This is a genomic window from Nocardiopsis prasina DSM 43845, assembly GCF_000341265.1.
Taxonomy (GTDB): domain Bacteria; phylum Actinomycetota; class Actinomycetes; order Streptosporangiales; family Streptosporangiaceae; genus Nocardiopsis; species Nocardiopsis prasina.
The window spans coordinates 56,675-71,795 of record NZ_ANAE01000140.1; the positions used below are offsets into that span (position 1 = coordinate 56,675).

At 70.4% G+C, this 15,121-nt stretch carries 9 protein-coding genes, 1 tRNA gene and 1 pseudogene; 5 read left to right on the forward strand and 6 right to left on the reverse strand.

Annotated features, from left to right (window positions below; genetic code table 11):
• Window positions 1-25: 25 nt before the first annotated feature.
• The 4 genes from D452_RS0115555 to D452_RS0115570 form a co-directional block, all read right to left on the reverse strand.
• Window positions 26-619 (reverse strand): hypothetical protein, encoded by a 594-nt coding sequence (locus tag D452_RS0115555; RefSeq protein WP_017545078.1) that lies wholly within the window; start codon window positions 617-619, stop codon window positions 26-28.
• A 1,545-nt stretch (window positions 620-2,164) separates the two neighbouring features.
• Window positions 2,165-7,648, reverse strand: a complete 5,484-nt coding sequence (locus D452_RS0115560) for an ATP-binding protein (protein WP_026129352.1) — start codon at window positions 7,646-7,648, stop codon at window positions 2,165-2,167.
• 295 nt (window positions 7,649-7,943) lie between these two features.
• Complete coding sequence (locus tag D452_RS0115565; RefSeq protein ID WP_017545080.1) at window positions 7,944-9,317, reverse strand: sensor histidine kinase; 1,374 nt, start codon at window positions 9,315-9,317, stop codon at window positions 7,944-7,946.
• A complete protein-coding gene (locus D452_RS0115570; RefSeq protein WP_017545081.1) occupies window positions 9,314-9,979 on the reverse strand; it encodes a response regulator transcription factor in 666 nt (221 codons plus the stop codon). Before D452_RS0115570 ends, D452_RS0115565 begins: the two co-directional genes overlap by 4 nt.
• A gap of 160 nt (window positions 9,980-10,139) precedes the next feature.
• Between D452_RS0115570 and D452_RS0115575 the strand changes: the two genes are divergently transcribed.
• The 5 genes and pseudogenes from D452_RS0115575 to D452_RS31965 form a co-directional block, all read left to right on the forward strand.
• Window positions 10,140-10,841 (forward strand): hypothetical protein, encoded by a 702-nt coding sequence (locus D452_RS0115575; protein ID WP_017545082.1) that lies wholly within the window; start codon window positions 10,140-10,142, stop codon window positions 10,839-10,841.
• Window positions 10,842-10,985: 144 nt separating this feature from the next.
• Window positions 10,986-12,371, forward strand: coding sequence for an LCP family protein (locus D452_RS0115580; protein ID WP_017545083.1), 1,386 nt, complete (start codon window positions 10,986-10,988; stop codon window positions 12,369-12,371).
• A 67-nt stretch (window positions 12,372-12,438) separates the two neighbouring features.
• Window positions 12,439-13,263, forward strand: coding sequence for a universal stress protein (locus D452_RS0115585; protein WP_017545084.1), 825 nt, complete (start codon window positions 12,439-12,441; stop codon window positions 13,261-13,263).
• Between the two features lie 333 nt (window positions 13,264-13,596).
• Entirely contained in the window at window positions 13,597-13,917 is a 321-nt protein-coding gene (locus D452_RS31720; RefSeq protein WP_017545085.1) for a zeta toxin family protein, read from the forward strand.
• Window positions 13,918-13,957: 40 nt separating this feature from the next.
• A pseudogene (locus tag D452_RS31965) lies at window positions 13,958-14,191 on the forward strand (zeta toxin family protein); the annotation flags it as partial.
• 315 nt (window positions 14,192-14,506) lie between these two features.
• Here D452_RS31965 and D452_RS0115595 read toward each other — a convergent pair.
• Window positions 14,507-14,580: transfer RNA gene (locus D452_RS0115595), tRNA-Val, on the reverse strand.
• A gap of 52 nt (window positions 14,581-14,632) precedes the next feature.
• Window positions 14,633-15,100, reverse strand: coding sequence for a peroxiredoxin (locus tag D452_RS0115600; protein WP_017545086.1), 468 nt, complete (start codon window positions 15,098-15,100; stop codon window positions 14,633-14,635).
• Window positions 15,101-15,121 lie beyond the last annotated feature (21 nt).

Genomic DNA, 15,121 nt, shown 5'->3' on the forward strand with positions numbered 1-15,121 from the left:
TCTGGGGATGGGCCAGTCGGCATGCTTAATCCTCGGGGCAGGTGCCGAAATCGCTCCACCCCAGATCGGTCGCCTTCCAGCTTGAGCGATCGTGGAAGTCAACCGTTTCCTCGTTCACGGTCACGCCGCCGTCGTCCTGACGGCCGGTGAAGTGGTTGACTGCTCCGTCTCCTGCGGTTTGGAACACCTGGAGTTCGGCGCGGCCGTCGCCATCCTGGTCGGTGGCGCGTACCCCGTACACGAACCCGCCCCAGCCGATGCGGATGGGGCCCACCCTGTCGCTCGACAGGTCACGGGCGAGCGGCCCGTAACGCACTTCGTGGACGGGCATATTGTCCACCGGATCGTCGCCCAGGTGTGGTTCGCTGAAGAACAAGGCCAGGTCGACATAGCCGTCACCGTCGAAGTCTCCGAATGTGCCCCGCGCCTCCAGGCCTGAAGTCCTTGGGTTCCACCAGTCCAGGACCTGATCGAGGTCCGCCCGCCACGGGTCGCCCTCACTATCGGAGACGACGGCGACCGTGCCCTCACGTTCCGGGTCGCGTACTTCGTCCAAGCGGCCGTCACCGTCCAGATCAGCGTGCAGAATCGTCCCGTCGGCGCTGGCGCATACCGGCATCGGGGCATGGTCTCCGGGCCCCACCGGGGGCGGGCCACCGAGCTCCATCGGTCCTGTTGGGAATACGAGCCAGGCGATCCCGACCGCGACAAGCACGCCAGCTCCCGCCGCAAGAATCAACCGGCGCGAGGGGGTTCGCCTTTGCGGCTGGGAGGAAGACGAACCGGTGGATTCTGACGGTTCCCGGCCTGCGGGGGTTGGCATGCCGACACCCTAAGCGGGCCCGACGGATCGCATCAACGCATCCTGTACCGACCGGGGCCGGGTTCCGCAGGTGTCCATCCCCGCGTGCGCGGGGCTCACCGGCGTGTCCATCCCCGAGGCACAAGCGATGGCGGGCCATCCCCGCGTGCGCGGGGCTCACTTGCGGACGGCCAAAAGGTCCGAGCGGGAGTCCGGTCCATCCCCGCGTGCGCGGGGCTCACGCGCTGGCCATGGCCGGTGGGTGCGTGCTGGTCGGTCCATCCCCGCGTGCGCGGGGCTCACTCGTGCCTTGGCGTTGGTGGGGACTTCGCCACCGGTCCATCCCCGCGTGCGCGGGGCTCACCCACATCTTGGCGTTGGTGGGGACTTCGCCACCGGTCCATCCCCGCGTGCGCGGGGCTCACGTCATCGGACGGTGCTCAGCGGGTGCGCGAGCCGGTCCATCCCCGCGTGCGCGGGGCTCACGTCATCCACATGGCCACCACCTACACCTACACCGGTCCATCCCCGCGTGCGCGGGGCTCACCCACATCTTGGCGTTGGTGGGGACTTCGCCACCGGTCCATCCCCGCGTGCGCGGGGCTCACGCACATCTTGGCGTTGGTGGGGACTTCGCCACCGGTCCATCCCCGCGTGCGCGGGGCTCACCCACATCTTGGCGTTGGTGGGGACTTCGCCACCGGTCCATCCCCGCGTGCGCGGGGCTCACCCACATCTTGGCGTTGGTGGGGACTTCGCCACCGGTCCATCCCCGCGTGCGCGGGGCTCACCCACATCTTGGCGTTGGTGGGGACTTCGCCACCGGTCCATCCCCGCGTGCGCGGGGCTCACCCACATCTTGGCGTTGGTGGGGACTTCGCCACCGGTCCATCCCCGCGTGCGCGGGGCTCACCCACATCTTGGCGTTGGTGGGGACTTCGCCACCGGTCCATCCCCGCGTGCGCGGGGCTCACCCACATCTTGGCGTTGGTGGGGACTTCGCCACCGGTCCATCCCCGCGTGCGCGGGGCTCACCCACATCTTGGCGTTGGTGGGGACTTCGCCACCGGTCCATCCCCGCGTGCGCGGGGCTCACCCACATCTTGGCGTTGGTGGGGACTTCGCCACCGGTCCATCCCCGCGTGCGCGGGGCTCACGCCGGCCGGTCCACGTGCGTGGCCTACCTCGCCGGTCCATCCCCGCGTGCGCGGGGCTCACACTTAATGACCTGCGGCGATGCGGGCCGTTATCTCCGCTTGATAATCGCCTGGCTCGTATCTGCGGAGGCTTGGCGGACATCATTCCACAGGGACACACGGAAACGGCCAGCCCCCAGAACGGGGCTGGCCGTTTCCGTACCGTCTAGCGCTTCATGCCCTTGGCGATGGCGTCGATGATGCTCGGGCGCAGCTCGGCGGCGCTGATGATGGCGTCGACAGAACCCACCTCGACCGCGCGCTGGATGCTGTGCACGCCGTCGAACTCCGTGGCGACCTCGCTCAGCTTCTCGGCTCGAACCGAGGCCTGCACCTCGGACAGCTCCGCATTGAGCTCGGCGCGTTCGGCGGCACTGGCCTCCGACACCCGGGTCTGCAACTCGGTCACGCGCGGGTCCGTCGCGGTGCGCTTGTTCACCTCACCGGCGAACACCACCGCCGCGGCCGGAGCGCCTCCCAGCACCGACGCGAACGACCCCTCCAGGGCCAGCACCGTCATGTTCGGGTTCAGCGCCTTGGAGAACACCACGAATGCTCCCCCGTGGTAGCGGGAGATCACGCAGAACACGATCGGGCCGTCGAAGTTGACGATCGCCCGGCCGATCTCCGCGCCGTACTCCAGCTGGAGCTTGCGCATCGACTCCGGCGAACCGTCGAAGCCGGACAGGTTGGCCAGCACCACCAGCGGGCGGTTGCCCGAGGCCGCGTTGATCGCCCGCGCGGTCTTCTTGGACGAACGCGGGAACAGCGTGCCCGCCGTGTAGGTGTCGGGCCCGTCGGTGGGCGGGAACCCGCGCCGCGCCACCGAGCGGGACTCGATGCCCACCAGGCAGACCGGCCAACCGCCGATGTGCGCGTCCTGCACCGCCGAGGTGTCGGCGTCGGCCATTCCGGCCCAGCGCTCCAGCACCGGGTGGTCCTGGTCGGCCAGGGCCCGCATCACCGTGCGGATGTCGAACGGCTTCTTGCGGTCCGGGTTGTGCTCGGCGGAGAAGATCTCCCCCACCGTCGTGAAGTCGCTTCCCTCGACGGAGTGCGGGAAGTCGGAGACGTCCCGGTGGTCGGGGTCGCTCGTGACGGCCCGGCGCGGCCCGTCCTCGCCCGGCAGCACGTAGGTGTGGTCGTAGTGCGCCATCAGCACGTCGCGGGCGGCGGGCAGGTTCGGCGCCCAGTACTGCGCCTGGCCGTTGGGTCCCATCACCCGGTCGTAGCCGCCGATACCGAAGTTGTCCTCGGCCGACACACCACCGGAGAAGTCCAGCGACTGCTTGCCGGTGAGCACCATCGCGGAGTCCGGCGTCATCACCAGGATGCCCTTGGTGTGCATGAGCATGGTCGCCTCGGCGTTCCAGTACGGCTGGGCGCCCACCGTGATCCCGGCGACCACGATGTTGATCTCGCCGCCGTCCTGGGTGAACTCCACGATCCGCTTGAGCGCGGCCGCGACCCAGTCCATGTTCTCGGTGCCGGAGGTCATCGAGATGCGCGCGCCGGCGGAGAGCGCGAACCACTCCAGGGGCACCCCCGTGTTCTCGGCCAGGTTGATCGCGGCGATGACCCGCGAGCACTCGGGCTCGGACAGTGCGCCCAGCGCCTTGGTCGGGTCGCCGAGCAGCACCACACGGGTGACGCCCTCGGGGTGGCGCTCGGTGGGGGTGGTGACCACGCCGGCCACGATCGCCGCCGTGTTGCGTCCCCGGGGCCGGTCGACCGGAACGAGCACGCCGTTCTCGTCGAGGTCGTGCTCGACGAAGGTCCCGTCGGTCCCGGTGAGCATGTCGGTCAGCTCGTACGGGTAGACGGTTCCGCGCCGGGCGGCGCGCAGGACCTTCTGGCGGTAGTCGTCCAGCGGTAGCACCGGTTCGGTGGACGGTTCCCCGACGTGCACGCGGGCGTCGCTGCCCGGTTCGAGGGCCACGCGCACGGCCAACTCGGTGAGCTCGCCCTCGTCGGTGCGCTGGCGGGCCACGAACTGGACCTCCTCCAGCCCGGCGCCGTCGGTGGTCGGCAGGATGCGCTCCACCAGGGCGTTGAGTTCGTCGATGCTCAGCTCGGTGGGCGGCCACACGTACATGAGGATGCGGTTGGTGTCGAAGCGCTTGTTGTGCGGTCGCTGCGCCTGGATGTTGCGGATCGCGTCCAGGCAGGCGGCGAGCGTGCCCTCCACGGCGGGCAGCGCGACCAAGCGGCCCTCGGCGTCGCGCAGCGGGGTGAGGTCGCGGACCTGGCCCAGCGCGATCAGCCGCTCGTCGGACGGGTTGCTGCGCGCCACGGCCTTGACGAGGTAGACCTCCTCGTCGGCGGACGGCAGGCGGGTGAGGTCGAACTCCCGCAGCCGCTGGAGCTGGAGGCGCTGCGCGATCTGCGGGTGCAGACCCCGGATCAGCCGGTCCTCGACCAGTTCGCCGCCCTCGGGACGGAAGGTGAAGTGGTGGTGCATGACCGCGCCGCTGGTCCCGGCCACGGTGGCGGTGACGCGGCGCACGCCCTTGGGCAGCGTGTGGTCGGCCAGGATCTGAGCGAGCCGCACCGCCATGGCGTCGGCGTCCGGCTGGTCCTCCCAGGTCACGTACAGGTCGGCGACCAGTCCGTGCTCCGGGGCGTCGGCGGCCAGCTCGGCGACGGCCCCGAGGGCGTCGGGCAGGTCGGCGAGGTCCACGGCGGTGGCGACCACACGGGTCACCCCCTGGGCGTTGGTGTGCTCGGTGGTGACCAGCTGGCAACCGCCGCTCTGGCTGGCCGAGACCTCGGACAGGCCACGGTTGCCGTAGTAGCGGCGGGTCAGGACCTCGAGCAGCGGGGCGTGGTCCTTGCCGGGGCGGCCGATCCGCTGGCCGATCAGTCGCACCAGCGGTTCGGAGCTGGCGACCATGGTCTGGATCCGGTCGGCGCGGTCCGGGGAGTCCGGTTCGCGGTCCAGGTGGCGCAGCTCGTCACGGACGGACGCGTAGACCCTGGCGCGGTTGCGGCGCAGCAGCGGCTGCGTGAACCAGCGGAACACCACGCCCCGGGCCAGGTCGGACACGGCCGGGAAGCGGACCTGGGTGGCCTCGATCAGGTGCTCCAGGGCGAGCCCCGCGCGCTCGCCGAGCGGCTCCTGGGGCGGAGCGTCGGCCAGCCAGCGGCGCAGCAGCTCCGTCACGATCGTGACGTAGCCGCCCATGCGCTGCTGGGCGAGGAAGATCCGGAAGACCGCGTCCTCCAGCTCCGGGGTGCGGTCGAGGTCGGTGACGCCGTAGTGGGCGAGGACCCGGGTGAGCCTGTTCTGGTAGCCCTCGATGACCCCGGCGCGCTCGACGTCGAGGCTCTGGAGGTAGCTGTGGAAGTACTCGCGGGGGCTGTGCACCCGGTGGTCCTGCTCGGCGTCGACGGCGCCGCCCGGCTTGTTGCGGCTCAGCTCGGACAGGTCCGCGAACACGGTGAGCAGGTCGAGTTCGCCTTCGATCGGCTCCGCGCCGAGTTCCTCACGGGCGGTGAGGTAGCCGGCCAGCACACGCGAGCGCTCCTCCGGGGAGAAGTCGAAGCCCAGCAGGAGACCGCGCAGGTCGCTGAGTCCCTGGTCGGCGCGCTGTCCCGCGGAGGCGGCCGGAACCGGTGCGGGCAGGTCGATCTCGACGGTCCCGGCCTGGTCGTCGGTGTCCTCGGCGTCGTCGTCGCCCAGGGGCTCCAGACGCATGAGCGGGGCTCCGGTCTCGACCTGGCCGCCCACCGCGACGGGGCACTCGCGCACCCGGGCGCGGAACGGCGCCCGCAGCACCGTCTCCATCTTCATGCTCTCGAGGACCAGGATCGGGGCGCCCGACTCGACCTCGTCGCCCACGGACAGCGGCGTGGCGACCACCAGGGCGGGGGCGGGCGAGCGGACGACGCCGCCCTCGTCGCGGCTGACCCGGTGGGTGACGCCGTCGATCTCGACGAGGTGGACCGGGCCGTGCGTGGCTGACACGAGCCGGTACCGGCGGGCGGTGACGGGGGNGTGCCCGCTGTGGGCGTCGAACCGCTCCACCTGGACGTCGGCGGGGTGGACGTCGCCGCCGCCGGACACGCCGACACGGAAGCGGTTGTGCCCGATCCGCGCCACGCTCACCCGGTAGCCGACGCCGCGGAGCTTGAGGTCCAGGGGACGGCCGGTGTCGTGCTGCACCTGCGGACGGCCGCCGTGGGCGGTGGACAGCAGCTGCTGGCGGCTGGCCTCCTCCTCGTCGCGGTAGGCCTCGATGGCCGCCGCGGCCAGGGCGACGGCGGAGTGCCGGTGGGCGACCAGACGGCCCTCGGCGCGCACGCGGTCGATCCACCCGGTGTCGGCGCTGCCGTCGATCACCTCGGGCTGGTCGAGCAGGTCGAGGACGAAGCTCTTGTTGGTCGCGCCGCCCTCGATGATGACGGTGGTCTCGGACATGGCGCGGCGGAGGCGGCCCAGCGCCTGCTCGCGGTCGCGGCCGTAGGCGATGATCTTCGCGATCATCGAGTCGAAGTCCGCGGGGATGCTGTCACCCTCGCGCACACCGGTGTCGACGCGGATGCCGGGGCCGGAGGGCATGTCCAGACGGGTGATGCGGCCCGGGGAGGGCGCGAAGTCGCGGTCGGGGTCCTCGGCGTTGAGGCGGGCCTCCACCGCGTGCCCGATCTCCCCGGGCTGTGTGCCCTCCAGCTTCCCGCCGGAGGCCACGAAGAGCTGCATGCGGACCAGGTCCGTGCCCGTGGTGATCTCCGTGATGGGGTGCTCGACCTGGAGGCGGGTGTTGACCTCCAGGAACGCGAAGAGCCGCTCACCCGGGTGGTACAGGAACTCGACGGTGCAGGCGCCCCGGTAGCCGACGGCCACGGCGAGGCGTTCGGCGGAGGCCTTGAGCTCGGCGGCCTGCTCGGGCTCCAGGACCGGGGAGGCGGACTCCTCGATGATCTTCTGGTTGCGGCGCTGCACGGAGCAGTCGCGCACGCCCAGCGCCCACGCGGTGCCCTGGCCGTCGGAGATGACCTGCACCTCGACGTGTCGGGCCCCCGTGACCAGGCGCTCCAGGAAGACCACACCGGAACCGAAGGCGCGCAGCGCCTCCTGGCTGGTGCGCTCGTAGGCGTCGGTGAGGTCCTCGGCGGAGGAGACCATGCGGATACCGCGACCGCCGCCGCCCGCCGTGGCCTTGAGCATCAGCGGGTAGCCGATCTCGTCACCGGCGCGCAGGGCGTCCTCCAGGGTGGCCACCTCGCCCCGGCTCCAGGGGGCGACGGGGACGCCGACCTCCTCGGCGATCAGCTTCGAGCCGATCTTGTCGCCGAGTTTGCGCATGGCCTCGGGGCTGGGGCCGACGAAGGTGACGCCGATCCGCTCGCACAGCTCAGCGAACGCCGGGTCCTCGGCGACGAAACCCCAGCCGACCCATGCGGCGTCGGCCTTCGTCTCCAGCAGGGCGCGTTCGAGGACGGCGAGGTCGAGGTAGGGGCGGGCCGAGGCCGGGCCGAGGTCGTAGGCGACGTCGGCCTCGCGCACGAAGGTCGAGTTGCGGTCGGCGTCGGTGTAGAGGGCGATCGTCTCGATCCGTGCCCCGGTTTCCGCCGAGAGGTCCCGGACGGCGTGGATGAGCCGCATCGCGGCCTCTCCACGATTGACGATGGCGACACGACTGAACACCGAATGCCCCTCCCAAGTACCTCAACGCAGAAGGCGACGTCCGGATCTCGGAGCGCCGCCTGCACCTTCCTCTAGCTTGGTGGATCAGTTGGAGGTACACCAATGTCCCGAATTGCTCACGCCGGGGCCGAGGCTTTGTGGGATCTCCACAAAAACCGTCTCTCCAGGGACCGCTGGGGGTCGCCGAACGCGAGGTTTGCCACAACCAGGCGGTTCTGACGTGCTGTCGGCGGTTGCGGAGGGAGGTGACCGAATCTCCGCAGGAGGGCGTCCCGCTCCCGTCCGGGCGCCTCGGTCAGGCCCTGGCGATGGGCAGGAGGATCCGGACCGTGGTTCCCTCGGGGCCGCTCTCGACGTCCACGTCTCCGCCCTGGGCCGTCACCAGGGACCGCACGATCGACAGTCCCAGGCCGACGAGCCCGCCCGCCCCGTTGGGGCGGGTCGTCACAAAGGGCTCGAACACGAGGGGAAGGACGTCGGGGTCGATCCCGTTCCCGTCGTCCGCGACGGTCAGGGCCACCGTGTCCCCCTCGACCCTGGTCGCCACGTCGACGACGACGTGCGCCGGATTGTGGTCGATCGCGTTGGAGACCAGGTTCATCAGACACTGCTCCAACCGGGCCTGGTCCCCGAGCACGACCTGCGGGGAGGCCTCGTGGAAGACCACGGACCGCGCGTGGGAGAGCGACCCGACCCTGGCCCGCACGGCGTCGAACAGGTCGGGCAGGAACACGGGGCCGCGGTCGGCGTCGATCCCGTCACCGCCGCGCGCCACCGCCATGAGGTCCTCCAACACACGGCGCAACCGCTCCAGCTCGGCGTGGACGATCTCCGCCTCCGGGCCGCCCAGCAGCTCCAGGTGCCCCTCCGCGACGGCCAGGGGGGTGCGGATCTCGTGGGAGATCGCCGCCAGGTAGCGGCGCCGTCCCGTGTCCGCCTGCTCGATCCGGGTGAGCATCCGGTTGATCTCGGTGGCCAGCTCCGCGATCTCGTCGCCGGTGTCCGGCACCGGCACCCGGGTGGCCAGGTCGGTCGGTGAGATCCTCTGCGCGGCCGCCGACACCTTCCGCACCGGAGTCAGGGTGCGCCGCACCACCAGCCACAGCGCGACCCCTCCCCCGCCGATACCGATGGCCCCGGCCACGGCGGTGAACAGCAGGACCGTGGTGGCCGTGTCCTGGACCGTGTCCAACGGCGCGGCGACGGTGACGACGGCGATCTTCTCGTCTGCCGCGTCGGTGAGGGGGGTGTCCAGCACCCGGACCCGACCGATGTCGGTGTCCAGGGTGCGGGCGACCCCGGGCGCCGAGGCGGGCGCGTCGTCCCCGCGCATGAGCCCCGCGACCTCGGCCGGGCCGCCGGTGCTCTGGAGACGGACCCCGTCGACGTGCACCAGCGACACGTGCCGGGGGCCGCTGGGGCGGATCGCCAGTGCCCGGTGCGCGGCGCGCTCGGCCTCGGGGCCCGACACCATGCCGTCCAGCCCCGCGGCGGCGGGCAGCTGCTCCCCCAACGTGTCGCTCAGCAGCGCGGACTCCTGGCGCAACAGGTCGTCGACGTCGTTGCGGCCCGAGACGAGGACCAACTGGTGGGTCAGGGCGGTGACGCCACCGATCACCAGCACCATCACCGTCAGTGCCCGCAGGACCAGACGCCTGGTGAGGCTCACCCCTCGCCGCCGCTCAGCCGGTAGCCGACTCCGCGCACGGTCTGGATGCGGTCCGCTCCGAGCTTGCGGCGCAGCTGGCTGACGTAGACCTCGACGACGTTCGAGGCCCCGTCGAAGTCGTAGCCCCACACCAGGTCGAGCAGCTGGGCCTGGGAGAAGACCTGGCTGGGGTGGTGGAGCAGGACCGACAACAGGGCGAACTCCCGCGCGGACAGGGCGACGACGGCTCCGTCCACAAAGGCGGTGTGCCCTCCCATGTCGAGGGTCACGCCCCGGGCGGTCACGGCGTCGGCGCGGTCCGGCGCGCTGGTGCGCAGCCTGGCACGGATCCGCGCCAGCAGTTCGTTCACGCTGAACGGTTTGACCACGTAGTCGTCGGCCCCGGCGTCGAGGTTGACGATCCGATCGCTGACGGCGTCCTTGGCGGTGAGCACGATGACCGGTACCGAGGGACGGCGCAGCCGGAGTCGGCGCAGGACCTCCTCGCCCGCCAGGCCGGGCAGCCCGAGGTCGAGGACGACCAGCTCGACGTCGGTCGACAGCGCCATGACCAGCCCGTCGACGCCGTCCGAGGCGGTCACCACCGTGTGGCCGGCGTTCTCCAGAGCGCGCCGGAGGAAGGAGACGATGCCCTCCTCGTCCTCCACCACCAGAATCGCCACCGCGCCCAACCCTCCCCTTGCCTTGGACAGCCCAGCATGCCGGTCGATGCTGAGCCCATGATGAAGGAAACCTGAAAGCCGTCTTCAGGTTGGTTTCAGGTTCCCATCATCGACCTGATGGACAATGGGGTCCTCTCGACACCCGGAGTTGGAGGGACCGATGACGCGACGCCGCAGGACGATCCTCGTCACCTGCGCGGCGGCCGCCCTGTCGGTCCTGGGCGTGGGCGGGTACGTCGTGCTCAAGGACCCGGAACTGACGGTGGAAACGATCCGCCTCGACGGTTTCACCGGGGCCCCCACGCTCCGCTACCCGGTCGGTGAGGGAACGTCCCGGCCGGTCGACGGCTTCGAGCAGCTGATCGGCGAACTGCGTGCCGGCGGCGCCCCCGAGGACTGGTACGTCGCCGGGGTGGGGGTCGACTTCGGCCCTCGGGCGTGGCTGCTCACCGATCCGGTGGTGGAGGACTTCGACGGTGACGGCACCGCGGGCACGATCCTGGAGGAGCTGCGAGCCCTGGAGGGAACCGAGGTGACGCTCGGAGTCCGTTACGGACCCGAGGGCGACGGTGCCCGCGACGGCGCGGTCGTCTTCACCGTCAACGGGCTCCAGTTCCGTGACACCGACGGCGGCCCCGCCCCGTGGGAGGACACCGGGGGCAGGCGCGAGGCCGACCGCGAGGAGGTCTCCGCCACCGCCCAGGAGGCCGTCGGCGAGGGTGCCAGCGCCACCGGTGTCGAGCGGCTCGACGAGGGCGCCGGCCAGGGGTGGGCGGTCCGGGTCCTGGGTGCGGACGGACAGGACTACGAGGTGATCCTCGACCTCTCCGGCGCGGTCGAGGACGTTCGCGCGCAGGACTGAACGTCCCGCGCTCGCGGTGGCGCGACGCCGCGCCACGGCTTCCGACCCCAACCTGAAGGGCGTCTTCAGGTTGTCCTCAGGAAGTACTCAGAAACCACTGACACGCTGTTCGGGTTCGGCCGGAACGAGAGAGGAGACGGGGATTTGTCGGGTTCGCCATCCCTGGGGCTTTCCACTGGAAAGTGGGTCGCCTGCGCCGCGACAGCGCTGGTCATCATCGCGAGCCTGCTCAGTTACGGCTGGTACCAGGGCCTGGTCGGCAACATCACGACCGCCCAGGTCGACACCGACGAGTGGGACCGGCCCACGAACGTCGAGGGCGTCCTGAACATCCTCGTCATCGGCTCGGACGTGCGCTCCGGCGAGAACGCCGACTACGGTGCCGCCGAGGGCGAGCGGCCGGACACCATGCTCATCGCGAGCATCAACGTGGACAACGGCGCCGCCACGCTGGTGAACCTGCCCCGCGACCTCATGGTCGACCTGCCCGGCTGTGACGCCGTGGACGGGTACGAGGGCATGCAGCCGCAGGAGGGCATGATCAGCTCCGTGATGACCTTCGGCGGGGTGGGCTGCCAGTGGAAGGTCGTCGAGCAGGTCACCGGCGTGCACCTGGACCACTTCCTGATGATGGACTTCGTCGGGTTCAAGGACATGGTGGACTCCATCGGCGGGGTGGAGATGTGCATCCCGGAGCCGGTGGACGACCCCAAGGCGCACCTGGTGCTGGACGCCGGACTCCAGACCCTGGACGGCGAGGACTCGCTCGGCTTCGTGCGCTCCCGCTACTCCCAAGGGGACGGCAGCGACCTGTCGCGGATCGACCGCCAGCAGGAGTTCATGGGCGCCATGCTCCGAGAGGTCCTCAGCAGCGAGGTGATGACCAGCCCCGTCACCATCACCCGGTTCCTCGGAGCCGTCACGGACTCCATCACCACCGACGAACAGTTGACGGTCGACACCATGGCCGACATCGCCATCTCCATGCGCGAGGTCGACCTGGACCGGGTCCAGTTCGTCACGGTTCCCAACGGCGCCCATCCGGCCGACGAGAACCGCATCATCATGAGCGACGCGGCCCCGGCCCTGTTCGAGGCGATCAACAACGGCGCTGATCTGGCCGACGGGGACGACGGCGACAGCGAGGCCACGTCCGAGGAGGTCTCGGTGGAGCCCGGGGACGTCGCCGTCGAGGTGGTGAACAACACCGGGATCGAGGGGCTGGCCCTGGAGATCCAGTCGGTGCTGGTCGACGAAGGCTTCGTGGTCACCGGCACCGGTAACCCCGAAGAGCGCGCCCCCGAGGCGACCACGGTCTTCCACGGCCCCGGCGACGAGGAGGCCGCCGAGCTGTTGGCGGGTTCGATCACCAACGCCCGGACCGAGGAGGTCGGGGGCCTGGAACAGACCCTCGAACTGGTCGCCGGGTCCGACTGGGAAGGCTTCGGGGGTTCCTCCTCCGAGTCCGACCTGTCCATCACCGACGACCTCGGCGGCGTCACCGCCGAGAAGCAGGAAAGCGCCTGCTGACAGGGAACCGACCGTGTCGGCGGGACGGCGCCCACCTCGTGGCGACCGAGTTCTGATGAGGAGAACCGTGGACGTTCGACCGACCGTGACCGTGGGTGGTGACGGCTCCCGGGCCAGTCTCGACGCCGTCGAGTGGGCGAGCGCCTACGCGCGCCTCTGGGAGGCCTCGCTCAGGGTCGTGACCGTGGGGTCCGGCCCGGCCAACCGGAGCCCGATCGCGGACTCCAGGAGGCAGATCTCCCGGGAGGAGTTCCAGAGCAACCAGCGGCTCCAGCGCAAGGCCGAGGCGGCCTTCTCCCGAGCCGTGGGGAGCGTGCCGGCGGACCGCATCGAGATGCTGGTCGTCTCGGGTGACCCCGTCGACGCTCTGATCGCCTCCGCTGAGGGCGGCCCGCTGGTGGTCGGCACGCGCCGACTGGGGTTCCTGTCCGGAACCATCGCCGGGTCCGTGAGTCGACGGCTGATCGGGCGATCCAACGGCCCCGTGGCCGTCGTATCCGGGGTCGCTTCGCAGGGACGCGGACGCGTCGTCGCGGGCATCGACGGAGGCGCCTCCACACGTGCGGTGGTGTCCTTCGCCTTGGAGGAGGCCCGGGTGCGCGGTGCGGAACTCCTGGTCTTCCGTGCCCTCGGAGATTCCCGGGACGACAGCTCGTCGGAGGCCGTGGCGACGGTGATCGAGGACGCGAAGAAGTCGGACCGGGACGTGCGGGTCCGCGAGGAGAGCCAGCGGGGGGACCCCGTCGATCTCCTGGTGGAGCGCTCCTCCGACGCCGATCTGCTTGTCATCGGGACCCGGAGCCTGGGCCTGACCGCCGGGTTCCTCCGTGGATCGGTCGGCCAGAGGCTGACCGTGCGGGCCAGGTGCCCGGTCGTGGTGATCCCCGGCTGAGGGCCGGAGCACGCAGCGCCCCTCGGAGAGCGGTTCCAGGCGGACGTCGTCCAGGCGCTCGGGGCGCTTCCCGCGCCCCGCCTGGTAGGAGTCCAGGCTCCGTTTGAAGTCGGTCCTGTCCGCCATACCCCGCCTCCCACTTCGCCTGTGTCGGGCCCGGAGGCTCCCGTTTCGACCGGGCCCCAGCAGCGTTGTCTCGGGGCCCGGGGCAAGCCGATCACGACCCGGCTGAGAGTCCATGGACTGGATGGGTGTCGAAGTGTCCAAGCCGATCGTCGCTGAATGTCCGGACCTCATTCGCCGACTTCGCGAAAAGGACGCGCGGAGTAAGACGTGGATCGCTCCGACGCTCGGGAGGCTGCTCAGATCGCTCAGAACAAGAGCAAGCGCATTCGAGCGCTCGTCCCCCGCGATGCCCCCGTTCTTTCAAGCGACGGGAAACCGCAGTACGTCATCATCACGGGCCAACCGGACGCAGGTAAGACGACGACCCAGAAGAATGCGGCCGAAACCCTGGGGGCCTCCGCCACGACCTACGACGTCGATGACAACGCCGAGATTCATCCCCGATTCGCGGAGTTCGTGCGGGACAACGGGCTCTGGGGCCATGCCGCCGTGAGCGCAGGCTGCCAGACGGCCTCCACGAGGAACTGATCGGACACCTGCGCGGTGACGGGGGCGGGCCGACGGTTTCCGGGATCGGGGGCAGGAGACGACCGTGGTGTTCGTCGCGACCCACGATGCGAACAGCTCGCTCGGTATCGCCCACCGCTACCAACAGGATCGCGCTGACCCCACGAAGGGGCAAGGGTGTTGGGTCGAGCCTCCCGTGCACGACGCGCTCTATTCGAACAATCTTCGCGTGGCCCACGAACTCGAATCTTCGGGGAAGGTCGACCACATTTTCGTGACCAACCGTAACGGCGAGGTTCTCCACAAAAAGCATCGTGGGCCGGACGGTTCGATGCAGAAATCCCCGGGACCCGCGAGGCGATCATCCAAGACTGCGACAGAGCCCCTACTCCCCCGGAGATCCAGCGCTTCGATTCCATCGCGTACATGCGCAGCACCGATCCCACGGTGCGCACCGAACCCGTCGACGACACGGTCACCATGGCCGTCGACTACGCGGAGCAGGACCACCAGCAGCTCCGGCGCCAGGGAACGCCGGCAGCGGCTACCGGGCCTGACAGGACGAACGACCCCGCGAGCGTGGTCACGCAGGGTCGCTTCCGGAGTCAAGTGGGCGCGAAGGGACTCGAACCCCTGGCCTATTGCTTGTAAGGCAATTGCTCTAACCAACTGAGCTACGCGCCCTTGTGTGCGTCGCGAGAGATCATACCGCTTCGCGGTGGTTCTCGCGCCGGATTTATCCGGCCAGGTGGCGGGCCCGGGCCACGTACTCGGCGACGTCCCGGGGACGGTCGACGGGGGTCAGCACGGTCCAGCGGACGGTGCCTTCGGCGTCGAGGAGGAACGTGCCGCGCCGTGCCACGCCCCGCTGGTCGTCGAAGACCCCGTAGGCGCGAGCGGTCGCGCCGTGCGGCCAGAAGTCCGAGAGCAGCGCGAACGGGAAGCCCTCCCGGTCCGACCAGGTGCGCAGCGCGAAGGTCGAGTCGACGGACACCGCCAGCACCCTCACGCCCAGCTCTCGGAGCGCGTCGTGGTGTTCACGCAGGTCCGCGAGCTCCCCGGCGCACACCCCGGAGAAGGCCAACGGGTAGAACACGACGAGCACGGGACCGCCCCGCAGGGAGCTCAGGACGGTGTCCTGGCCGTACTGGTCCCGGAGGCTGAACTCGGGCGCGCGGGCACCCACGGTGACGGTGTCGGTCATGCTCGCGTTCGTGTCGGGGGG

Coding starts and splice junctions, on each gene's coding strand:
- D452_RS0115555 (WP_017545078.1), bottom strand. CDS start 619: ATGCCGGTATGCGCCAGCGCCGACGGGACGATTCTGCACGCTGATCTG.
- D452_RS0115575 (WP_017545082.1), top strand. CDS start 10,140: ATGACGCGACGCCGCAGGACGATCCTCGTCACCTGCGCGGCGGCCGCC.
- D452_RS0115600 (WP_017545086.1), bottom strand. CDS start 15,100: ATGACCGACACCGTCACCGTGGGTGCCCGCGCGCCCGAGTTCAGCCTC.